This window comes from Streptomyces sp. NPDC025806 (genome assembly GCF_055558275.1).
The window spans coordinates 21,674-43,080 of the sequence record NZ_JBVHMU010000035.1 but is presented as its reverse complement, the minus strand read 5'-3'; the positions used below and the strand labels follow the sequence as shown (position 1 = coordinate 43,080).

20 protein-coding genes are annotated in these 21,407 nt (G+C 71.9%); 17 read left to right on the top strand and 3 right to left on the bottom strand.

Annotated features, from left to right (window positions below; all coding sequences use genetic code 11):
- On the bottom strand, positions 1–1,109 hold a 1,109-nt coding region (locus ACZ4E1_RS38925), incomplete at its 3' end, for a homocysteine S-methyltransferase family protein (protein ID WP_467548528.1).
- 265 nt (positions 1,110–1,374) lie between these two features.
- On the opposite strand from ACZ4E1_RS38925, the gene ACZ4E1_RS38920 reads away from it, so the two are divergent.
- The 5 genes from ACZ4E1_RS38920 to ACZ4E1_RS38900 all read left to right on the top strand — a co-directional run bounded on the left by ACZ4E1_RS38920 (position 1,375) and on the right by ACZ4E1_RS38900 (position 7,790).
- On the top strand, positions 1,375–2,148 hold the full coding sequence (locus ACZ4E1_RS38920; RefSeq protein WP_467548526.1) for an IclR family transcriptional regulator: 774 nt from the start codon (positions 1,375–1,377) through the stop codon (positions 2,146–2,148).
- A 458-nt stretch (positions 2,149–2,606) separates the two neighbouring features.
- Complete coding sequence (locus ACZ4E1_RS38915) at positions 2,607–3,398, top strand: MIP/aquaporin family protein (protein ID WP_467548524.1); 792 nt, start codon at positions 2,607–2,609, stop codon at positions 3,396–3,398.
- A 76-nt stretch (positions 3,399–3,474) separates the two neighbouring features.
- Entirely contained in the window at positions 3,475–5,022 is a 1,548-nt protein-coding gene (gene glpK, locus ACZ4E1_RS38910) for a glycerol kinase GlpK (protein ID WP_467548523.1), read from the top strand.
- Positions 5,023–5,031: 9 nt separating this feature from the next.
- Complete coding sequence (locus ACZ4E1_RS38905) at positions 5,032–6,648, top strand: glycerol-3-phosphate dehydrogenase/oxidase (RefSeq protein WP_467548521.1); 1,617 nt, start codon at positions 5,032–5,034, stop codon at positions 6,646–6,648.
- 77 nt (positions 6,649–6,725) lie between these two features.
- Positions 6,726–7,790 carry an LLM class flavin-dependent oxidoreductase gene (locus ACZ4E1_RS38900; RefSeq protein ID WP_467548519.1) on the top strand — a complete coding sequence of 355 codons (1,065 nt, stop codon included), beginning with the start codon at positions 6,726–6,728 and terminating at the stop codon, positions 7,788–7,790.
- Here ACZ4E1_RS38900 and ACZ4E1_RS38895 read toward each other — a convergent pair.
- Both ACZ4E1_RS38895 and ACZ4E1_RS38890 read right to left on the bottom strand, forming a co-directional pair.
- Positions 7,787–8,314, bottom strand: a complete 528-nt coding sequence (locus ACZ4E1_RS38895; RefSeq protein WP_467548517.1) for a MarR family winged helix-turn-helix transcriptional regulator — start codon at positions 8,312–8,314, stop codon at positions 7,787–7,789. The two genes, ACZ4E1_RS38900 and ACZ4E1_RS38895, sit on opposite strands and share 4 nt — an antisense overlap.
- Positions 8,315–8,481: 167 nt before the next feature.
- Positions 8,482–9,846, bottom strand: a complete 1,365-nt coding sequence (locus ACZ4E1_RS38890) for an MFS transporter (RefSeq protein ID WP_467548515.1) — start codon at positions 9,844–9,846, stop codon at positions 8,482–8,484.
- Between the two features lie 287 nt (positions 9,847–10,133).
- Between ACZ4E1_RS38890 and ACZ4E1_RS38885 the strand changes: the two genes are divergently transcribed.
- Genes ACZ4E1_RS38885 through ACZ4E1_RS38830 form a run of 12 tightly spaced genes read left to right on the top strand, consistent with a single transcriptional unit; the run spans position 10,134 to position 21,391 of the window.
- Positions 10,134–11,618, top strand: a complete 1,485-nt coding sequence (locus ACZ4E1_RS38885) for an aldehyde dehydrogenase (RefSeq protein WP_467548513.1) — start codon at positions 10,134–10,136, stop codon at positions 11,616–11,618.
- Between the two features lie 23 nt (positions 11,619–11,641).
- On the top strand, positions 11,642–12,547 hold the full coding sequence (locus tag ACZ4E1_RS38880) for a VOC family protein (RefSeq protein ID WP_467548511.1): 906 nt from the start codon (positions 11,642–11,644) through the stop codon (positions 12,545–12,547).
- Positions 12,544–13,377: an aspartate dehydrogenase domain-containing protein gene (locus tag ACZ4E1_RS38875; protein ID WP_467548509.1), complete on the top strand. Its 834-nt coding sequence runs from the start codon at positions 12,544–12,546 to the stop codon at positions 13,375–13,377. The genes ACZ4E1_RS38880 and ACZ4E1_RS38875 overlap by 4 nt, the downstream gene beginning before the upstream one ends.
- A complete protein-coding gene (locus tag ACZ4E1_RS38870) occupies positions 13,374–14,144 on the top strand; it encodes an alpha/beta fold hydrolase (RefSeq protein ID WP_467548507.1) in 771 nt (256 codons plus the stop codon). The genes ACZ4E1_RS38875 and ACZ4E1_RS38870 overlap by 4 nt, the downstream gene beginning before the upstream one ends.
- Before the next feature lie 14 nt (positions 14,145–14,158).
- Positions 14,159–14,680 (top strand): cupin domain-containing protein, encoded by a 522-nt coding sequence (locus ACZ4E1_RS38865; protein WP_188339869.1) that lies wholly within the window; start codon positions 14,159–14,161, stop codon positions 14,678–14,680.
- Complete coding sequence (locus ACZ4E1_RS38860; RefSeq protein ID WP_467548505.1) at positions 14,673–15,431, top strand: SDR family oxidoreductase; 759 nt, start codon at positions 14,673–14,675, stop codon at positions 15,429–15,431. Before ACZ4E1_RS38865 ends, ACZ4E1_RS38860 begins: the two co-directional genes overlap by 8 nt.
- A gap of 24 nt (positions 15,432–15,455) precedes the next feature.
- Positions 15,456–16,235 carry an SDR family oxidoreductase gene (locus tag ACZ4E1_RS38855; protein WP_467548503.1) on the top strand — a complete coding sequence of 260 codons (780 nt, stop codon included), beginning with the start codon at positions 15,456–15,458 and terminating at the stop codon, positions 16,233–16,235.
- Positions 16,236–16,244: 9 nt separating this feature from the next.
- Positions 16,245–17,876: a thiamine pyrophosphate-binding protein gene (locus ACZ4E1_RS38850; protein ID WP_467548501.1), complete on the top strand. Its 1,632-nt coding sequence runs from the start codon at positions 16,245–16,247 to the stop codon at positions 17,874–17,876.
- 11 nt (positions 17,877–17,887) lie between these two features.
- Positions 17,888–18,841, top strand: a complete 954-nt coding sequence (locus ACZ4E1_RS38845) for a PDR/VanB family oxidoreductase (RefSeq protein ID WP_467548499.1) — start codon at positions 17,888–17,890, stop codon at positions 18,839–18,841.
- A 20-nt stretch (positions 18,842–18,861) separates the two neighbouring features.
- The gene (locus tag ACZ4E1_RS38840) at positions 18,862–19,110 is read left to right on the top strand and encodes a recombinase-like helix-turn-helix domain-containing protein (RefSeq protein ID WP_467548497.1); all 249 of its coding nucleotides are present in this window, start codon (positions 18,862–18,864) and stop codon (positions 19,108–19,110) included.
- Complete coding sequence (locus ACZ4E1_RS38835) at positions 19,107–20,114, top strand: Rieske 2Fe-2S domain-containing protein (RefSeq protein WP_467548495.1); 1,008 nt, start codon at positions 19,107–19,109, stop codon at positions 20,112–20,114. Before ACZ4E1_RS38840 ends, ACZ4E1_RS38835 begins: the two co-directional genes overlap by 4 nt.
- Positions 20,111–21,391 (top strand): MFS transporter, encoded by a 1,281-nt coding sequence (locus ACZ4E1_RS38830; protein WP_467548493.1) that lies wholly within the window; start codon positions 20,111–20,113, stop codon positions 21,389–21,391. Before ACZ4E1_RS38835 ends, ACZ4E1_RS38830 begins: the two co-directional genes overlap by 4 nt.
- Positions 21,392–21,407: the final 16 nt, after the last annotated feature.

Here is a 21,407-nt window from a genome sequence, read left to right as displayed (position 1 = left end):
TCCAGCATGGCCTCACGGAACTTCTTCGACCCGTTCGCGTTCGTCCGCTCACCGATCGCCATGTACGCCGTGTCCTGCCGGAACGGCACCGTCTGATAGAGCGACGAGGCACCCGGCTCGGGGCGGGGCGCGCGCTCGGCCGGGGCGAGGTCACGGACCCGCTCCACCACCTGGCGCAGATGCTCCGGCGTCGAACCGCAGCAGCCGCCGATCAGGGAGAGGCCGAAGCTGTTGACGAAGTTCTCCTGCGCGTCCGCCATCTCCACGGGGGTCAGCGGGAAGTGCGCGCCGTCCTTCGTCAGGATCGGCAGGCCGGCGTTCGGCATGCACATCAGCGGCGTCGTGGAGTGCTGCGCCAGGTAGCGCAGGTGCTCGCTCATCTCGGCCGGGCCGGTCGAACAGTTCAGGCCGATCAGGTCGATGCCCAGCGGCTCCAGGGAGGTCAGCGCGGCGCCGATCTCCGAGCCGAGCAGCATCACACCGGTCGTCTCGAAGGCCAGCGAGCAGATCAGCGGCACGGACACGCCCAGCGCGTCCATGGCGCGGCGGGCACCGATGAGGCTCGACTTGGTCTGGAGGAGGTCCTGCGTCGTCTCCACGATCAGCGCGTCCGCGCCGCCCGCGAGCAGGCCCTCGGCGTTCTGCTGATAGCCGTCACGGATCGTCGCGTAGTCGATGTGACCCAGCGACGGCAGCTTCGTGCCCGGGCCGATCGAGCCCAGCACCCACCGCTGACGCCCGTCCTTCGCCGCGAACTCGTCCGCGACCTCACGCGCGATCCGCGCGCCCGCCTCGGACAGCTCCACGATCCGGTCGGCGATGTCGTACTCGCCCGAGGCCGTGTGGTTGGAGCCGAACGTGTTGGTCTCCACGCAGTCCACACCGACCGCGAAGTACTCCTCGTGCACCGAGCGCACGATGTCGGGGCGCGTGACGTTGAGGATCTCGTTGCAGCCCTCGAGGTTCTGGAAGTCCTCCAGGGTGGGATCCTGCGCCTGCAGCATCGTGCCCATGGCACCGTCCGCCACCACGACGCGGGTGGCGAGGGCGTCCCTGAGGGCGGCCACGCGGGCTCGGGGATCGGATGCGGGCGTCGGCAACGAGGCCATGAAAGTGCTCCCTGGGGTGCGACGGCTGTCGGCTTTGCGCGTCCACTGCTGGATGCGCACCCGGTCAGGGTAGCCGGGACCTCCCCGGTGGCGCCCAGGCGTCCACAGGCCGGAACGGCACGCCACACTGGCCGGATGACGACCCCGGTCGGTCGTGGGGTGAAATATCGGCGCACGCCGTAATGGCATGAGGTCGGCAACGGCCGATACTGTTCAGCATTGTCGAACGATGGTCCCGTGCGAGGATCCAGGAGGAAGGACTGCGATGGCACGCAACATCCAGTCGCTCGAACGGGCCGCGGCGATGCTCCGGCTCCTCGCGGGCGGCGAGCGGCGGCTGGGTCTCTCCGACATCGCCTCCGCGACGGGCCTGGCCAAGGGCACGGCCCACGGGATCCTGCGCACCCTGCAGGCCGAGGGGTTCGTCGAGCAGGACGCGGCGTCGGGGCGCTACCAGCTGGGCGCCGAGCTGCTCCGCCTGGGCAACAGCTACCTGGACGTGCACGAGCTGCGGGCCCGCGCCCTCGTCTGGACGGACGACCTGGCCCGCTCCAGCGGCGAGGCCGTGTACCTGGGCGTGCTGCACCAGCAGGGCGTGCTGATCGTTCACCACGTCTTCCGGCCCGACGACAGCCGGCAGGTCCTGGAGGTCGGGGCGATGCAGCCGCTGCACTCGACGGCCCTCGGCAAGGTCCTCTCCGCGTACGACCCGGTGGCGCACAGCGAGGTCGTGGAGGCCGAGCGCACGGAGTACACGGCCCGTACGGTGGCCGACCTGACCGCGTTCGAGACGGTCCTGGACCTGACGCGGGCGCGCGGGTACGCGGACGACGTGGAGGAGACCTGGGAGGGCGTGGCCTCGGTCGCGGCGCCGATCCACGACCGGCACCGGATGCCCGTGGGCGCGGTCGGCATCACGGGCGCGGTGGAGCGCGTGTGCCGGGCGGACGCCAAGGACGAGCTGCGGCCCGAGCTGATCGCGGCCGTGCGGGACTGCGCCCGCGCCGTCTCCCGGGACCTGGGCGCCAGCCGCTTCTGAGTCCGCCCCGCGCCCCGCGAGCCCCGCCTTCGGCGGGGCTTTCGTCGTTTCAGGGTGCAGCGTGCACGCATCCGCGCGACCATCGGGGGACGCCCTGACCGCACCTCGACCGACCACCGAGACCGCCACCGAGACCCACAGCGCACCGTCCCAGCGACCGATCACAGCCGCCCGCCGGCGACCCACCGTGACCGTGGACGACCGGCCCGCGACTGATCAGTCCGAGCGATCAATAACGATCGCGCTTTCGATAACAGAACCCTTGACGAGCGAGTAACCCCAGGGCGAGACTCGCGTCCATCGGTCGGCATTGTCGAACACCTACCGGCAATAGACGTTAGAGTGTGGACAGGCCAGGCCGGACCCGCCCCTCGCAATCGGGGGCTCGGACCACCGGAAACGGACCCGGGGGTTCGTCACTCGGGTATTCCCCTGGACGAAGGACAAAGGAGTCGCGGGTGTCCAGCCACGACATCTTCCTCGGCGAGACCATCGGTACCGCCGTACTCATCCTGCTGGGCGGTGGCGTGTGCGCCGCCGTCACGCTCAAGCGCTCCAAGGCGCTGAACGCCGGCTGGGTCGCCATCACCTTCGGGTGGGGCTTCGCGGTCCTGACCGGCGCCTACCTGGCGGGCGGCGTCTCCGGCGCCCACCTGAACCCGGCCGTCACCATCGGCCTCGCCATCGAGGGCGGGACCAAGTGGAGCGACGTGCCGCTGTACCTGGCCTCGGAGATGCTGGGCGCCATGATCGGCGCGGTGCTCGTCTGGCTGGTCTACTACGGCCAGTTCCAGGCGCACCTGACCGACCCGGAGGTCCTCGCCGCGCACCGCACCGACGGTGACGAGGGCATGGTCGACCCGAAGGCGGCGCCCAAGGCCGGCCCGGTGCTCGGCATCTTCTCCACGGGCCCGGAGATCCGGAACCCGATCCAGAACCTGATGACGGAGATCATCGCCACGGTCGTGCTCGTCCTGGCGATCCTGACCCAGGGCCTGAACGACGGGGGCAACGGTCTGGGCGTCCTCGGCGCGCTGATCACCTCGCTGGTCGTCGTCGGCATCGGTCTCTCGCTCGGTGGTCCCACCGGCTACGCGATCAACCCGGTCCGCGACCTGGGCCCGCGCATCGTCCACTCCCTGCTGCCGCTCCCCAACAAGGGTGGTTCGGACTGGTCGTACGCGTGGATCCCGGTGGTGGGTCCGCTGATCGGCGGCGCGCTCGCCGCATTCATCTACAAGCTGTTCTGACAGCCACGAGCTGTCCCGGCAGCCGCACGGGCGACGCCACCGACACCGACCACCGACGCACCACCAGGAGCACACCGTGACCGACGCACACACCGCAGGTCCGTTCATCGCGGCCATCGACCAGGGCACCACGTCCAGCCGCTGCATCGTCTTCGACAAGGACGGCCGGATCGTCTCGGTCGACCAGAAGGAGCACGAGCAGATCTTCCCGAAGCCGGGCTGGGTCGAGCACGACGCCGACGAGATCTGGGCGAACGTCCAGGAGGTCGTCGCCGGGGCCATCACGAAGGCCGGCATCACGCGCGACGACATCAAGGCCATCGGCATCACCAACCAGCGCGAGACGACGCTGCTCTGGGACAAGAACACCGGTGAGCCCGTCCACAACGCGCTCGTCTGGCAGGACACCCGCACCGACGCCCTGTGCAAGGAGCTCGGCCGCAACGTCGGGCAGGACCGTTTCCGCCGTGAGACCGGTCTGCCGCTCGCGTCCTACTTCGCCGGCCCGAAGGCCCGCTGGCTGCTCGACAACGTCGAGGGGCTGCGCGAGCGCGCCGAGCGCGGCGACATCCTCTTCGGCACGATGGACACCTGGGTCATCTGGAACCTGACGGGCGGGGTGAACGGCGGCCGGCACGTCACGGACGTCACCAACGCCTCCCGCACCCTGCTGATGAACCTGCACGAGATGCAGTGGGACGAGCGGATCTGCGCCTCCATCGGCGTGCCGATGCAGATGCTCCCGGAGATCCGCTCCTCCGCCGAGGTCTACGGCGAGGTCACGGGCGGCCCGCTCGGCGAGCTGCTCGGCGGCATCCCGGTCGCCTCGGCGCTCGGCGACCAGCAGGCGGCCCTGTTCGGCCAGACCTGTTTCGCCGAGGGCGAGGCCAAGTCCACGTACGGCACCGGCACCTTCATGCTGATGAACACCGGCGACAAGATCATCAACTCGTACTCGGGGCTGCTGACCACGGTCGGCTACCAGATCGGCGACCAGAAGCCGGTCTTCGCCCTGGAGGGCTCGATCGCCGTCACCGGTTCGCTGGTGCAGTGGATGCGCGACCAGATGGGCCTGATCAAGTCGGCCGCCGAGATCGAGACGCTCGCGTCCTCGGTCGAGGACAACGGCGGCGCGTACTTCGTGCCGGCCTTCTCCGGCCTGTTCGCCCCGTACTGGCGCTCGGACGCGCGCGGTGTCATCGCGGGCCTGACCCGCTACGTCACCAAGGCGCACATCGCCCGCGCCGTGCTCGAGGCCACCGCCTGGCAGACCCGCGAGATCACCGACGCCATGACGAAGGACTCCGGCGTCGAGCTGACCGCGCTCAAGGTCGACGGCGGCATGACCTCCAACAACCTGCTGATGCAGACCCTCTCGGACTTCCTGGACGCGCCCGTGGTGCGTCCGATGGTCGCCGAGACGACCTGCCTCGGCGCCGCCTACGCCGCCGGTCTCGCCGTCGGCTTCTGGTCCAACACCGACGACCTGCGTGCCAACTGGCGCCGGGCCGCCGAGTGGACGCCCCACATGGACGCGGAGATCCGTGACCGTGAGTACAAGAGCTGGCTCAAGGCCGTCGAACGGTCCATGGGCTGGCTCGAAGACAGCTCTGTCGAGGAGTAAGACCCCACCATGAGTACCCAGTCCACCCTGCAGACCGTGCCTGCCCTCGGAACGCACCCGGTCGCCGGCTCCACCCCGAGCCGCGCCGAGACCCGCGAGCAGCTTTCCAAGGCGACGTACGACCTCCTGGTCATCGGCGGCGGCATCCTGGGCATCTCCACGGCCTGGCATGCGGCGCAGTCCGGTCTCAGGGTGGCCCTGGTCGACGCCGGCGACTTCGCCGGCGCCACGTCCTCCGCGTCCTCGAAGCTGCTCCACGGCGGTCTGCGCTACCTGCAGACCGGCGCCGTGAAGCTCGTCGCGGAGAACCACTTCGAGCGGCGTGCGGTGTCCCGGAACGTGGCCCCGCACCTCGCCAACCCCCTCACTTTCTACCTGCCCGTCTACAAGGGCGGCCCGCACGGCGCCGCCAAGCTGGGCGCCGGTGTCTTCGCGTACAGCGCGCTGTCCGCCTTCGGCGACGGGGTCGGCCACCTGCTGTCCCCCGCGAAGGCGCAGCAGGACGTGCCCGAGCTGCGCACCGAGAACCTGAAGGCCGTCGCGGTGTACGGCGACGACCAGATGAACGACGCGCGCATGGCCCTGATGACCGTACGGGCGGCCGTGGACGCCGGGGCCGTGGTGCTGAACCACGCCGAGGTCACCGGGCTGCGCTTCACCCGGGGCCGGGTCACCGGCGCGGAGCTGCGCGACCGCCTGGACGGCGAGGAGTTCGGCGTCAGCGCCCGGCTGGTGCTCAACGCGACCGGCCCCTGGGTCGACCACCTGCGCAAGATGGAGGACCCGAACGCGGCGCCCTCCATACGCCTGTCCAAGGGCGCGCACCTCGTGATGAAGCGCACCTCCCCCTGGAAGGCCGCGCTCGCCACCCCGATCGACAAGTACCGCATCACGTTCGCCCTCCCCTGGGAGGACATGCTGCTGCTCGGCACGACCGACGAGGAGTACGAGGGCGATCCCGCGGACGTCTCCGTCACCGAGAAGGACATCGAGCAGATCCTCGACGAGGCCGCGTTCTCCGTGCGGGACCAGCAGCTCAAGCGGGAGCTGATGACGTACGCGTTCGCCGGTCTGCGGGTGCTGCCCGGTGGGCCCGGCGACACGTCCAAGGCCAAGCGGGAGACGGTCGTCACCGAGGGCAAGGGCGGGATGCTGTCCGTCGCCGGCGGCAAGTGGACCACCTTCCGGCACATCGGCCGCACCGTCATGCAGAAGCTGGAGTCGCTGCCCGGGCATCCGCTCGGTGAGGACTTCGAGCCGATCAAGGAGCTGCCGAAGCGGCTGCCGCTGCCCGGTGTCGCCAATCCGCGCGCCGTCGCGCACCGTCTCCTTGTCGACAATCCGGCGCCCGGTCCGCGCATGGGCGCCGACACGGCGAAGCACCTTGCCACCCACTACGGTTCGCTGGCCTTCGACATCGCCCGGCTCGTCAACGAGAACCCGGAGCTCGGCGAGCGGGTGCACCCGGACGCGCCGGAGATCATGGCGCAGGTCGTGTACGCGCGCGACCACGAGTGGGCCGAGACGCCCGACGACGTGCTGCGCCGCCGTACGACGCTGACGATCCGGGGCCTGGCCTCCGACGAGGTCCGCGCCAAGGTCCAGAAGGTGCTCGACGACAAGTAGGGCGCGAGCAGGGTTCGGCCGGGCTGTTGCCATGCTGCGTACACAGCTGCGCAACAGCCCGGCGCGACAGTGGACGCATGAAGTTTCAGGTTCTGTCCATCGTCGGGCACGCGCCGCATCCGCTGTCCGGTGAACTTCCCTCCGCCGCCGATCGGTTGGCGCAGGTCGTCGATGTCGGGGTGGCCGCCGAGCGGCTCGGGTACGACGGGTACGCGGTCGGTGAGCGGCACGCCGGGGCCTTCCTGTCGTCGAGCCCGACCGTCGTGCTCGGCGCCCTCGCGGCCCGCACCAGCCGGATTCGGCTGCTCACCGGCGTCACCGTCGTGGCGATCCTCGACCCGGTGCGGGTCGCCGAGGACTACGCCACCCTCGACCAGCTCTCGCGCGGTCGCGTCGAGCTGGTGATCGGCAAGGGTGCCGAGGCCGGGCACTTCGATCTGTTCGGGCTCGACGAGGCGCGGCAGTGGGATCTGCAGCGGGAGAAGTACGAACTGCTGCGGCGGCTGTGGACGCAGGAGGGCGTCGACTGGGAGGGCGAGTTCCGGCCCGCGCTGAAGGGTGTGACCACCGTGCCGCGCCCGTACGCGGGACTCCCCCGGATCTGGCACGGCTCGGCGACCTCTCTCAACTCCCCCGAGCTGGCGGCCCGGCACGGCGATCCGCTGTTCACGGCGAACGCGATCCAGCCGCGGGCCGCGTACGCGCGGCTCATCGAGCACTACCGGGAGAAGTTCGCGGAGCACGGGCACGATCCGGCGCGGGCGCATGTGGCGGCCGGGTCGGGCGGACTGCTGATCGCGGACACGCACGAGCAGGCGGTGGCCCGGTACAAGAAGCTGTACGAGGCGAAGGTGGCGCAGACCTTCAAGCCGCATCTGGCGGGCAAGGCGGGCTACAACACGCCGTTCCGCACCATCGAGGACGCGATCGCGGACGGGCCGCAGCTGATCGGTTCGCCGCAGCAGATCATCGACAAGATCCTCGGGTACCACGCGGTGTACCGGCACGATCTGCAGTCCGTGACCGTGGACGCGTTCGGTCAGGGCACGTCCGAGCAGATCGAGACGCTCCAGCGGTTCGCCGAGGAGATCGCGCCGGTGGTGCGCCGGGAGGCGCCGAGCACGCTGTGGGACACGCCCTAGTCGTCGATGCCGTCCGAGTCGACGATGGAGCGCTCCAGCTTGCCGAGGAGGCGGGCGAGCTGGCGGCGCTCGGACGGGGAGAGCCCGGCGAGCATCCGGCGCTCGTTGTCGAGGTGGTCGGCGAAGACCGTGTCGACCTTGGCGAGGCCCTCGTCGGTGAGCCGGGAGTAGACGACGCGCCGGTCGTCGGCGTCGCGCTCGCGCACGATGAGGCCGTCCTTCTCCAGGCGGTCCATGCGCAGGGTGACCCCGGCGGAGGAGACGAGCCCCGAGTCGGCGAGCTGGCCGGCGGTGAGGCGGTAGGGCTTTCCGGCGCGGCGCAGCGCGGTCAGCACGTCGAAGCCGGCGACGGACAGTCCGTGCCGCTCGATGGAGGAGCTGAGCCGGGTGTTGTAGTGCAGGAACGAGCGGTGCAGCCGGGCCAGCACCTCCAGTGGCGCGGTGTCCAGCTCGGGGCGCTCCCGTGCCCAGTCCGCCACGATCTGCGTCACGGCGTCCTGCCGCGTCACCTTCCGCTCGGCCATTCCCGCACCCCGTCCCCTCGTCCGAAATCCTTCAGGGGCGCGAGATCGTACGCCCCTGAAAATTCTACCCCTGAAGCAATGACCCTCGTAGGGGTTCTCCCGGGGAAACGGCCGGCGCCGGGCCCCCCGCACAGGGGCCCGGCGCCGTGGCAGGCGTACCCAGGAGACTAGGCGTTCAGCTCCTCCAGGGTGCGGCCCTTGGTCTCGACGGCGAACAGGGCGATGACCGCGCCGACGGCCGCGACGCAGGCCAGCTGGGCGAAGACCAGGCCGAGGCCGCCGCCCGCGCCGAGGATCGCGCCGACGGTGACGGGGCCGAGGATGACGCCGAGGCGGTTCCACACACCGCCGAAGGCGGCGCCCCGGGCCCGGTTCGCGGTCGGGTAGAGCTCGGGCGAGTAGAGGTACAGGCCCGCGTTGATCGCGTAGACGAAGAGCGTGGAGCAGGAGGCGAAAGCGGCCACCTTGAGGCCCGAAGTGGCGCCGGTCAGGGCCAGGACGCCGAGCACGAGCGCGGTGCCGGTCAGCGCGGCGACCAGGGCGGGCCGGCGGCCGATGCGGTCGATGACGAGGGCGACGACGAAGGTGCCGATCAGGCCGGTGACATTGCTGAGCAGGGTGTAGCGCAGCGCGGTGGTCAGGTCGAGGCCGAAGCTCTTGGTGTAGAGCGAGGGCAGCCAGGCCGAGATGCCGTGGTTGACGTAGTAGGCGACGAACCACAGGGCGGACAGGACGACCGTGCGGCGCAGGTAGCGCCCGGTGAACAGGTCGCGCAGGCGGCCGCGCTCGGTCTCCACCGCGACCTCGGGACCGGGTGCCGGCAGGGGCTTGCCGACGGACTGCTCGACCTCGGCCTCGATCCGGGCGATGACCCGCTCGGCCTCGTCGACACGGCCCTGGGAGAGCAGCCAGCGCGGGGACTCGGCGACCTTGCGGGGCAGCAGGGCGCCGATGATCACGGGGAGGGCGCCGAGCACGAACATGGCGCGCCAGCCGAGGTTCGGCACGACCCAGACGGCGAGCAGGCTGGCGGCCGCGAGACCGGCGGGGAAGACCATCTCGTAGAGCAGGACGAAGCGGCCGCGCTTGTCGCAGCGGGCGATCTCGTTGATGTACGTCGCGGCGACGGGGACGACGCCGCCGATGCCGAGGCCCTGCACGAAGCGGAAGAGCGAGAAGAGCTCGATGCCGGGCGCGAAGGCGACGGCGAGGCTGGCGGCGCCCGTGACGACGACACCGAGGGCGACGGTGCGCACGCGGCCGATCCGGTCCCCCAGCCAGCCGGCGACGAGGGCGCCGAGCAGCATGCCGATGGAGGCCGCGGTCACCGCGAAGGTCGCCTGGCCGGTGCTGAGGTGCCAGTCCTTGATCAGCACGGGCAGGGCAGAGGCGGAGAGCAGCTGGTCGAAGGCCTCGAAGAACGTCACGGCGCCGATGAGGCATCGGACCTTGACGTGCCAGCGGGACTGGGGCAGCCGTTCGAGTCTGGCCGAGATCGAGCCGAGGCCCTGCTTGCCGGCGATTGTCGTCATGGGAGGGGGTCCTTCCGCGAACACGGAACAGGGGAGTTCCGCCGACAGTAGGAGCCGATTTCTAAGCGGTCAATGGTTAGGGGCTAAGAGGTTTTAATGGTCCCGCCATCCGGACTTGCCTGCGACTTCTCCTACTCAATGGTAGGTCTGCCGGGCCGAAACAGACCCGCAAGAGGGTCTTGCGCGGAGATATTTAAGGGCTTAGATTTCTAGCACTTCGGCGATTCGGGCCCCCTGCCCAAGGCCGCCGGATCCCCCTCTGCCCCCGCTCCCCCGGAGGTCCGGCCGTGTCCGACCACTCCACCGAGATCCTCGTCGCGGGCCAGTGGCGTCGCGGTGCCGGCGCCCCCGTCGACACCGTCGACCCGGCCACCGGCAAGGTCATCGCGACCGTCCACTCGGCCTCCGCCGAGGAGGTCGACGAGGCGGCCCGCGCCGCGGCCGAGGCCGTCGCCGACCCCGCCTGGCGCGATCTGCTCCCCCACCAGCGGGCCCGACTCCTGCACCGCATCGCGGAGTTGACGGAGGAGGCGGCCGACGAGCTCGCCGCCACCCAGACCGCCGACACCGGCAAGACCCTCACGGAGACGAAGGCGCTCGCGCTCAGCGCGGCCGGCACGTTCCGCTACATGGCGGCCGTACTGGAGACCGCCGAGGACGCGGTCACCCCGGCGCGCGGCCCGTACGTGACGATGAGCGTGCACGAGCCGATCGGCGTCGTCGGCGCGATCAACCCGTGGAACTCGCCGGTGGCGAGCGACGCGCAGAAGATCGCCCCGGCGCTCGCCGCGGGCAACGCGATCCTCCTCAAGCCCGCCGCGTGGACCCCGCTCGTCTCCCTGAAGCTGGGCCGCCTGATCACCCGGGCCCTGACCGAACTCGGTCTGCCCACCGCCCTGTTGTCCGTCCTGCCCGGCAGCGGCCGGATCGTCGGCGACGCGGTCGTGCGGCACCCGCTGGTGGGCCGGATCGGCTTCACCGGCGGCACCGAGACCGGCCGGGGCATCGCCGCGATCGCCGCGCAGAAGCTCATCCCGGCCTCGCTGGAGCTCGGCGGCAAGTCGCCGACGATCGTGCGCGCCGACGCCGATGTCGAACAGGCCCTGGCGGGCGTGATGTTCGGGATCTTCTCGTCCAGCGGGCAGTCCTGCATCGCCGGTTCGCGACTCTTCGTGGCCCGCGAGATCCACGACACCTTCGTGGCCGAACTCGTCGAGCGCGTACGGAAGTTGCGCGTCGGACCCGGCACGGACCCGGACACCCAGGTCGGCCCGCTCGTGCACCACAAGCACCGGGACTCGGTCGCCGCCTACGTGGACCTGGCCCGCTCGGAGGGCGCCGAGGTGCTGTGCGGCGGCGCCGCCCCCGAAGGCCCCGCGTACGCGGACGGCGCGTACTACCTGCCGACCGTCCTCGCCGGACTCGACAACTCCTCGCGCACCTGCCAGGAGGAGATCTTCGGCCCGGTCCTGGTGGTGCTCCCCTACGACGACGAGGACGACCTGGTGCGCCGGGCGAACGACTCCGTGTACGGCCTGGCCTGCGGGATCTGGACCCGCGACCACCGCGCCGCCTGGCGCCTGGCCCGCCGGATCGACGCGGGCACCGTCTGGATCAACACGTACAAGCAGTTCAGCGCCTCCACCCCGTTCAGCGGGATGAAGGACAGCGGGCTCGGCACGGAGAAGGGCCGCGACGCCATCCGTGCCTACCAGCGCCAGAAGTCCCTGTACTGGGGCACCTCCGAGGCGCCGCTGCCCTGGGCCAACTGACCGTTCCTGCCATGGAGTTCCGTATGACCCACCCCCCGATCGCCCGGTTGCGCGCGCTGCGCTCGGTCGAGCTGCTCACCCCCTCCTTCGCGGAGGCCACCGACTTCTACGAGGACGCGTGGGGCCTGGAGGTCGTCGAGTCCGAGCACAGCGCCAGCTGGCTGCGCGGCACCGGCGAGGAGCACCACGCGCTGCAGCTGACCCGCTCCGACCGCACCGGCCTCGGCCGGCTCGTGTTCGCCGTGGCCACGCCCGCCGAGATCGACGAGGCGGCCCGCCGCCTGGAGGCCCGCGGCATCGCGCCGGTCGCCGGGCCCGGCCCGCTCGACCAGGTGGGCGGCGGCTACGGGCTGCGCTTCCACGACCACGAGGGCCGGCTCGTCGAGCTGTCCGCCGACACCTGGGCGGTCGCCCCGCGCGGTCGCGACGGAGCGGTCCCGGTCGGCGTCACCCACGCCGTCCTCAACACCCCCGACATCGACGCCGCCGTCGCCTTCTACTGCGACGTCCTCGGTCTGCGCGTGTCCGACTGGTCCGAGCACCAGATGGCGTTCCTGCGCTGCAACGCCGACCACCACTGCATCGCGTTCAACCAGGCCGAGTGGGTCTCCCTCAACCACGTGGCCTACGAGATGAGCTCGGTCGACCACTTCATGCGCGGGCTCGGCCGGCTGCGCCACCACGGGATCGTCCCGAAGTGGGGCCCGGGGCGGCACGGCCCCGGCAACAACACCTTCTCGTACTTCACCGACCCGACCGGGCTGGTGTGCGAGTACACGTCCGAGGTCGCGCAGGTCGTCGAGGACCGCTGGATCGCCAAGGTCTGGCGCCGGGTCCCCGAGCTGTCGGACCTGTGGGGGACGGCGGGACCGCCGTCCAAGGAGATCCGCTGCCACATGGCCGGCGCGCCGGAAGGAGAGCACAAGTGAGCACGAGCCCGAAGCACGCGAAGACCCCGACCACTCCGAAGAACCTGAAGGTCGGACTCGTCGGCTGGGGTGCCATCGGCCGCGTCGTCGGCACCGCCCTCGCCCGCGGCGAGGTGCAGGGCGCCGAACTGACCTGCATCGTCGACAACCGCCCGCTCGGCGAGGCCGCCCCGGCCGCGCAGGTCCCCTTCGAGGACGCGATCGAGCGCTGCGACCTGATCGTGGAGGCGGCGGGCCAGGGCGTCGTACGGGAGTGGGGCGAGCGCGTCCTCACCTCCGGCACCGACCTGCTGATCGCCTCGACCGGGGCCCTCACCGACGACGAGCTGTCCAAGCGGCTGCTCTCCGCCGGGCCCGGCCGGGTCTCCTTCACGGGCGGCGCCGTCGGCGGCCTCGACCTGCTCCAGGCCGTGCGCTCCTTCGCCCCGCTCGACGAGGTGCGCCTCACCACGACGAAGCTGCCGTCCACCCTCGAACAGCCCTGGATGGACGAGGAACTGCTGGAGCGGCTGCGCACGGCGACCGGCCCCGTCGAGGTCATGTCGGGCACCGCGCGCGACGTGCCGGTGAAGTTCCCCAAGTCGACGAACGTCGCGGCCTCGGTCGCCCTCGCCGTCGGCGACCTGGACGCTGTGCGGGTCCGGGTCGTCGCCGATCCGGGCGCCAAGCTCACCCGGCACGTCGTCGAGGCGTGGGGCCCGCACGGCGAGTACCGCTTCGAGGTCGCGCACCGCCCCGACCCGGGCAACCCGGCCACCAGCCAGGTCGTCCCGTACGCGGTGCTGCGCTCCCTGTCCGCGCTCGCCGGGCGCTCGGGGCAGATCCTGTGACCGCGCTGCACGTGGAGGAGGCCGGTGCGAGCGGCCCCCTGCTGCTGTGCCTGCACGGGATCGGCTCCTCCTCGGCGGCGTTCGCCCCGCAGCTCGAAGGGCTCGCGGAGCACGCCCGGGTCATCGCCTGGGACGCCCCCGGCTACGGCAAGTCCCCCGACCCGGAGGTTCCGCTGGACCTGGACGGGTTCGCGGACGCCGCGGCCGGGGTGATCCGGGCGTACGGCTCCTCGGCGCACGTGCTGGGTGTCTCGTGGGGCGGCGTGATCGCCCTGCGGCTCGCCACGCGTCACCCGGAGCTCGTGGCCTCGCTGATCGTCGCCGACTCCAGCGCCGGCTCCGGCACGGACCCGGCGAAGGCGGCGGGCATGCGGGCCCGCGCCACGGAGCTGGCCGAGGTCGGGCCGCGGGTCTTCGCCGCGCAGCGCGGGCCCCGGCTGGTCTCGGACATGGCCGACGGCGCGCTCGTCGAACGGGTCGTCGAGACCATGGCCGGCTCGATCCGGCTGCCCGGCTACGGGTACGCCGCCGAGTCCATGGCGGGCGCCGACCTGCGCGAGGAGCTGGCCGCGGTGACCGCACCGGCGCTCGTCGTGTGCGGCGACCGCGACACGGTCACCGGGATCGAGGCCTCCCAGGTCCTCGCCGGGGGCCTGCACAAGACCGCCTACGTGATCGTCAAGGACGCCGGTCACCTGGCCAACCAGGAACAGCCCGAGCGGTTCAACGCCTGGGTCCTGTCCCACCTGCACATCGTCACCCGCTAGCGAAGGAGTCCCCCATGCCTCTGACCACCACCGAGTACGACAACGGCGGCGACCTCGGCAAGTACACCGACTCGCTGATCGCCACCAAGGAGTCGCGCGTCGCCGACTTCGACACCCTCTCCTTCCAGGAGAAGGCCGGCGCCCAGTTCCGCCGCGGCCAGATCCGCTACGTGGGCTCCGGCGCGACCGGCAACCACGAGGGCGACAGCCGCATCATCCCCTCGGGCGGCTTCACCTTCTCCAACATGCTGCTGCCGCCCGGCGCCGAGGGCCCGGCCCACACCCACCACGACGTGGAAGAGGCCTTCTTCGTCCTGGAGGGCAACGTCAAGGTCGGCATCCACCGCGGCCCCGACGAGGTCGAGTACCGCACCCTCGGCTACCGCGACATGATCGTGGTGCCGGCCGGCGTGACCCGCTCGCTGAAGAACGAGGGCGACACCGACGCGCTGTTCTGCGTCGTCATCGGCACGCAGAAGCCGCAGGTGCCCTCGTACCCCGAGTACTCGCCGATGCACGGCGTCACCCGTGACTGAGCAGTCGCCCGCAGACGCCCGTACGGTCGTCGTGACCGGCGCGGGCCGTGGCCTCGGTCTGGCCATGGCCCGCCGGGCCGGCGAGGACGGCTTCCGGGTCGTCGTCGCCGAGCTCGACGCCGAGCGCGGCGAGCAGGCCGCCGGGGAGCTGCGGGCCGAGGGGCTCGACGTCCGCTTCGTGCGCTGCGACGTGGCGGACCCCGCCTCCGTCGAGGCGCTCGCCCGCGCGGTGCGGGAGCTGCCCGGCGAGCTGTACGGCCTGGTGAACAACGCGGCGCTCGCCAACGGCGTGGGCGGCAAGGAGTTCCAGGACATCGACATCGAGGTCTGGGACCGCCTGATGACGGTGAACGCCCGCGGTCCCTGGCTGGTCGCGAAGGCGCTGCACCCGCTGTTCGGCCCGACCGGACGCATCGTGAACATCGCCTCGGACGCCGCGCTCTACGGCTCCCCGCGGCTCGCCCACTACATCGCCTCGAAGGGCGCCGTCATCGCGCTGACCCGGGCCATGGCGCGGGAGCTGGGCGAGCGGGGCATCACGGTGAACGCGCTCGCGCCCGGTCTGACCGAGGGCGAGGCCACGCAGGCCGTCCCCGCCGAGCGGCACGACCTGTACCGCGCGAACCGGGCCATCGAGCGCCCGCAGCAGCCCGGCGACCTGACCGGTGTCGCCTCCTTCCTCCTCTCCGAGGAGTCCCGCTACCTGACCGGACAGGTGATCGCCGTCAACGGCGGCTTCACCATGAACTAGCCCTGTCTCTCTAGGAGTTCTGTTATGGATCTGGGCCTCGCCGACCGGACCTACGTGGTCACCGGAGGCAGCTCGGGCGTCGGCCTGGCCACGGTCCGCGCCCTGCTCGAAGAAGGCGCGAACGTCGCCACCTGCGGCCGTGACGCCGAGCGTCTCAAGCGCGCCCTCGGTGACCGCGACCGCCTGTTCACCGCCACCTGCGACGTGCGCGACGCCGACGCCGTGCGGGAGTTCGTCGCGACCGCCGCCGACGCGTTCGGCGGCCGGCTCGACGGCCTCGTCAACAACGCCGGACAGTCGCGGATGAAGCGGCTCGACGACACGACGTGGGATGACTGGCGCGACGAGCTGGACCTGAAGTTCGCGGGCGTCCTCAACCCGCTCCAGGCCGCCCGCGAACTCCTTCGGGCCTCGGACGCGGCGTCGGTCGTGAACGTGAACGCGGTCCTGGCCAAGCAGCCGGAGACGCGTCTCATCACGACCAGCGCCGCCCGCGCCGGCATCCTCAACCTCTCCAAGTCCCTCGCCACGGAGCTCGCGGCGGACGGCATCCGGGTCAACTCCGTGTGCCTGGGCCTGATCGACACGGGCCAGTGGACCCGTCGGCACGCCGCCGCGGACTCCGGCCTCTCCTACGAGGACTGGCAGGCGGAGCTCGCCGCCGACCGCGGCGTCGCCCTCGGCCGGCTCGGCCGCGCCGAGGAGGTCGCCTACGCGATCCTCGCGCTGCTCGCGCCGCGCGCCTCGTACATCACCGGAACCAGCATCGACGTCTGCGGCGGAGTCGGCCGCGGCATCCTCTGAGGAGCACGCATGCGTTACGACAACGGAGGCGCCCTCCTCGTCGCCGTCCTGAAGGAACTGGGCATCGACACGGTGTTCGGCATCGTGTCCGTGCACAACCTGCCCCTGGTCGAGGCCGTCGACCGCGAGCTGCGGTTCGTGCCGGTGCGCCACGAGGCGAGCGCCGTGAACGCGGCGGACGCCTACGGGCGGACCCGCGGCGGCCTCGGCTGCGCGCTCACCTCGACCGGCACCGGCGCGGGCAACGCGGCGGGCTCGCTGATCGAGGCGCTCGCCTCCGGCACATCGGTGCTGCACGTCACCGGTCAGGTCGAGAGCGAGTTCCTGGGCAGCGGGCGCGGCTTCATCCACGAGACCAAGGACCAGCTCGGCATGCTGACCGCGGTCTCCAAGCACGCCGTCTCGGTGGGCTCCACCGACGAGGCCGGCCGGCTCCTGCGCGAGGCCGCCCGCGCCGCGCTCACCGCCCCCGGCGGCCCGGCCAGCGTCGAGTGGCCCATCGACCTCCAGTACGCGGCCCAGACCGACGACGCCGGGACGGCGCCGGAGCCGGCGCGCCCCGCGCTCGACCCGGTGGCCCTGGCCGCCGCGGGCACGCTCCTGTCGACCGCCCGTCGCCCGCTGATCTGGGCCGGCGGCGGGGCGAACGCGGCCCGGGCCGAGCTGGCCGCGCTCGTCGAGGCGACCGGCGCGGGCCTGCTGACCTCCAACTCGGGGCGCGGCGCGGTCCCCGAGGACCACCCGCAGGTGATCGGCAACTTCGCGACGACCCCGGCCGGCCGGGCCCTGCTCGCCGACGCGGACGTCCTGCTCACGATCGGCACGCACTTCCGGTCCAACGAGACCGCCGACTACGGGCTCGAACTGCCCGGCGCCGAGCGGCACATCCACATCGACGTCGACGCGGCGGCCCTCGGCCGGGTCTACCCGGCGGCGCACGCCCTGCACGCCGACGCCGCCGACGCGCTCGCCGCCCTGCTCCCCCACGCCCGGACCGCCGAGCCGGACTGGACGCGGCGCGTGGCGCAGGTGCGGGAGGACGTGCGGGCCACCCTGCACGACAACATCGGCCCGCAGGCCGCGATCTGCGACGCCCTGCGCGCCGTCCTGCCGCGCGACGCGGTGGTCGCCCGGGACGTCACCATCCCGTCCAGCAGCTGGGGCAACCGGCTCCTGGAGATGTACGCCCCGGAGTCGAACGTCTTCCCGCGCGGCGGCGGCATCGGCCAGGGCCTGGGCATGGGCATCGGCGCCGCGCTCGCCGACCCCGAGCGGCCCACCGTGGTCATCGTCGGCGACGGCGGCCTCGCCGTCCACCTCGGCGAACTGCTCACCGTCGTCCAGGAGCGGCCCCGCCTGACCGTGCTGGTCTTCAACGACGGCGGCTACGGCGTCCTGCGCAACATGCAGGACCGCTACAGCGAGCGCCGCAGCGGCGTCGACCTGGCCACCCCGGACTTCGACCTCCTGGCCCGCGCCTGTGGTCTGCCGTACCTGCGGATCGGCGACGCCGAGCACGCGCGGCCCGTCCTCGAGGAGGCCGTCGGCTCGGCCGGACCCGTCCTCGTTGAGGTCGACCTGGCCGCGCTCGGTCCGATGAAGAACCCGTTCACCCCGCCCGTCAAGATCCCCACCGCGTAGGGAGGCCCCCCATGTCCACCACCACGACTCCCGCCGAAGGTCAGCTGTCCCTGCTGGTCCGGCGGATGACCTGGGAGGCCGACGGCGTGCTGTCCGTCGAGCTGACCCACCCCGACGGCAAGCCGCTGCCCGCCTGGACGCCCGGCGCCCACATCGACGTGCACGTGGGCGGCCAGGTCCGCCAGTACAGCCTGTGCGGCGACCCCGCCGACACCGGCGGCTACCGGATCGGCGTCCTCAACGAGCCGTCCTCGCGCGGTGGTTCGCGCCACGTCCACACGAAGCTGCGCCCCGGCCAGCCGGTCACGGTGTCCGAGCCGCGCAACCACTTCGTCCTGGAGGACGCGCCCGCGTACGTGTTCGTGGCCGGCGGCATCGGGGTCACGCCGATCCTCGCGATGGCCCGCGAGGCCGCCCGGCGCGGCGCCGCGTGGCGCATGGTCTACGGCGGGCGCAGCCGGGCCTCGATGGCCTTCACCGACGAGCTGTCCGCGCTCGGCGGCGACCTGACGCTCGTGCCGCAGGACGAGCTGGGCCACATCGACCTGGCGTCGGAGCTGGCGGAGCTGCCCGAGGGTGCGCTCGTGTACTGCTGCGGGCCCGAGCCGCTGCTCGCCGCGATCGAGGAGCGCTGCTCCGCCGAGCGGCTGCGTCTGGAGCGGTTCGCGGCGCCGGTGGTGGAGCGGTCCGGGGACGACGCGACGTTCGAGGTCGAGTGCCGCACCTCGGGCCTGACCCTGTCGGTGGACGCCGACACCTCGATCCTGGAGGCCGCCGAGCAGGCCGGGCTGAGCGTCAACAGCTCGTGCCGCGACGGCATCTGCGGCTCCTGCGAGACCCGGGTGCTCGACGGCACCCCCGACCACCGCGACTTCCTGCTCTCGGACGCCGAGCACGCCGCGAACGCCTCGATGATGATCTGCGTCTCGCGCTGCGCGTCGGGCCGCCTCGTCCTCGACCTGTGACCCCCGACGGGAGACTTTCCATGAGCGACAACCCGAGCAAGAACACCGGGCAGGACTGGCCCTACCTGGAGATCCACCAGTCCCGCACGCACGAGCCGACGCCGTACGAGTACAAGCTGGCCGCCACCCTGGAAGACGTCTTCACCAAGGACGGCCACGAGATCGAGGACGTCGTGCGCGGGCTCAACGCCCGCAGGGTCCACGCCCCCGACGGGGCCGCCTGGACCGAGGAGTCCTTCGCCGCCGAGATGCACCGACTGGGAGCGTGAACGCCGTGAACCTGACCGCCGAGCACATCTTCGCGACCGGTCTGCGCGACCAGTGGCACCCGGTCGTCCCGTCCTCCTTCGTCGCGCCGGGCGCGATGCGCAAGGTCACCGTCCTGGGCGAGCAGTGGCTGCTGTTCCGCCGCTCCGACGGCACCCTGAGCATGCTCGCGGACCGCTGCCCGCACCGCGGCGCCCCGCTGTCCCTGGGCAAGCACCTGGGCGACCGGGTGGCCTGCTGGTACCACGGGGTGGAGGTCGAGTCCGACGGCACGGTCGCCTCCGTGCCCGGTCTGCCCGGCTGCAACCTGGAGGGCAAGAAGCTCGTCCGTTCGCTGCCCGTGCGCGAGGTGGCCGGCGCCGTCCTCGCCTATTTCGGCACCGAACAGCAGCCGCAGCCCGCCGAGTTGACGCTGCCCGACCCGCTCGTCGACCCCGACGTCGACGCGTTCCTGTGCTACGCGGAGTGGGAGGTGCCGTGGCGCTACGCGGTCGAGAACCTCCTCGACCCGATGCACGGGGCCTTCCTGCACCACGACTCGCACACGATGTTCGACGGTGACACCACCGCGAAGTTCCGCATCCGGGAGACCGACCGCGGCTACTTCTTCGAGAAGACCGACCAGCGGGGCGTGAACTTCGACTGGGTCGAGCTGTGCCGCACCGGCGTCGACTGGGTGGACCTGTCCATCCCGTACCCGCCCTCGGCCGGCCCCGGCGGCGCGTTCGGCATCGTCGGCATGGTCCGCCCGGTCGACGAGGAGCGCTGCGCGGTCTTCTTCTGGCGCTACCGCAAGGTGCAGGGCTGGCAGCGCGACACGTGGCGCTTCCTCTACAAGACGCTCATCGAGGAGCGCCACTGGGACGTCCTGGAGCAGGACCGCGTGATGCTGGAGGCCATGCCGTCCGACGCGGACCAGCAGGAGAACCTCTACCAGCACGACCTGGGCGTGGTCCGGCTGCGCCGCATGTACAGGTCCGCGGCGGAGGAGCAGGCGACCGCATGAGCGACCCGGTGAGCGGCAGAGCACGCTGGGCGGGCGTCCTGACGCTCCTGGTCGTCGTCCTGATCAGCTATGTGGACCGCGTGAACATCTCCGTCCTGGTCACCGACCGGGCGTTCACCGACCACTTCGGGATCACCGGCGACCGGGTGGCGCAGGGCGCGCTGAGCACCGCGTTCCTCGTGGGGTACGGCATCGCGGCGTTCGTGCTCACCCCGCTGTACGAGACGCTGCTCGGCGTGCGGCGGGGGCTGTTCCTGAGCGTGGCCCTGTGGTCGGTGATGACGCTGCTGTCGCCGTACGCGCTCGGCGCGCTGACGCTGACCGCCCTGCGGGCGCTGCTCGGCGCGGCCGAGGGGCCGCTGTTCTCGCTCAAGACGATGTACGTGCGGGAGCACTTCGCGCCGCACGAGGCGGGCAAACCGAACGCGGTGAGCTCGATGGGCGTGTCCCTGGGCACGGCCGTGGGGCTGCCGCTGATCACCTACCTCGTGTACCGGTTCGACTGGCACACGTCGTTCCTCGCGCTGGCCGCGCTGAACGCGGTGGTGGGGCTGCCGCTGATCGCGCTGTTCGTGCGCGGCCGGGGGCTGCGGGCCGCGACGGGCCGCGGCGGCGCCGTCGGTACGTTGCGCGAGGCGCTGCGCATGCCGCGTCTCGTGCCGATCCTGCTCGTGGAGATCGCCACGCTCGGCTATCTGTGGGGCTCGACGGCGTGGCTGCCCTCGTACCTCCTCCAGGAGCGGCACTTCTCGCTCGCGGCGATGGGCGCGGTGTCGGCGCTGCCGTTCCTGATGTCGCTGGCCTCGGGCTTCCTCGGCGGGTTCCTGCTCGACCGGCTGCCGGCGCGGCTGCTTCCGCTGCTGTTCGTGGTCGGCTCGGCGGGCACCGCGGCGAGCGTGCTCGTGGTCATGGGCGCGGACAGCGACGGCCTGGCGGCGGCCGGGCTGATCGCGGCCGGCGGCTTCTGGGGGCTCCAGGGCCCGGCCATCCCGACGCTGGTGCAGCGCTGCGCCCCGGCGCACGCGGTGGGCAGCGCCTACGGCGTGGTGAACGGGGTGGGCAATCTCGTCTCGGCGTTCATGCCGACGGCGATGGGCGTGGCGATCGCGGCGAGCGGCGGACACGGCTTCGGCGCGGGCTTCGCGCTGCTCGCCGGGGCGCAGGCGGTGACGCTGGTGTGCGGCGGCTGGCTGCTGCTGCGTCCGGCGCCGCAGGTCCCGGTGGAGTCCCCGGCGAGGGCGGCGCAGGCACCGGCCGTACCTGATCCCCGTACCTGATCGCGGACACCCCCTG

Coding starts and splice junctions, on each gene's coding strand:
- ACZ4E1_RS38920 (WP_467548526.1), top strand. CDS start 1,375: ATGGCACGCAACATCCAGTCGCTCGAACGGGCCGCGGCGATGCTCCGG.
- ACZ4E1_RS38905 (WP_467548521.1), top strand. CDS start 5,032: ATGAGTACCCAGTCCACCCTGCAGACCGTGCCTGCCCTCGGAACGCAC.
- ACZ4E1_RS38900 (WP_467548519.1), top strand. CDS start 6,726: ATGAAGTTTCAGGTTCTGTCCATCGTCGGGCACGCGCCGCATCCGCTG.
- ACZ4E1_RS38895 (WP_467548517.1), bottom strand. CDS start 8,314: ATGGCCGAGCGGAAGGTGACGCGGCAGGACGCCGTGACGCAGATCGTG.
- ACZ4E1_RS38890 (WP_467548515.1), bottom strand. CDS start 9,846: ATGACGACAATCGCCGGCAAGCAGGGCCTCGGCTCGATCTCGGCCAGA.
- ACZ4E1_RS38880 (WP_467548511.1), top strand. CDS start 11,642: ATGACCCACCCCCCGATCGCCCGGTTGCGCGCGCTGCGCTCGGTCGAG.
- ACZ4E1_RS38865 (WP_188339869.1), top strand. CDS start 14,159: ATGCCTCTGACCACCACCGAGTACGACAACGGCGGCGACCTCGGCAAG.
- ACZ4E1_RS38855 (WP_467548503.1), top strand. CDS start 15,456: ATGGATCTGGGCCTCGCCGACCGGACCTACGTGGTCACCGGAGGCAGC.
- ACZ4E1_RS38850 (WP_467548501.1), top strand. CDS start 16,245: ATGCGTTACGACAACGGAGGCGCCCTCCTCGTCGCCGTCCTGAAGGAA.
- ACZ4E1_RS38845 (WP_467548499.1), top strand. CDS start 17,888: ATGTCCACCACCACGACTCCCGCCGAAGGTCAGCTGTCCCTGCTGGTC.
- ACZ4E1_RS38840 (WP_467548497.1), top strand. CDS start 18,862: ATGAGCGACAACCCGAGCAAGAACACCGGGCAGGACTGGCCCTACCTG.
- ACZ4E1_RS38830 (WP_467548493.1), top strand. CDS start 20,111: ATGAGCGACCCGGTGAGCGGCAGAGCACGCTGGGCGGGCGTCCTGACG.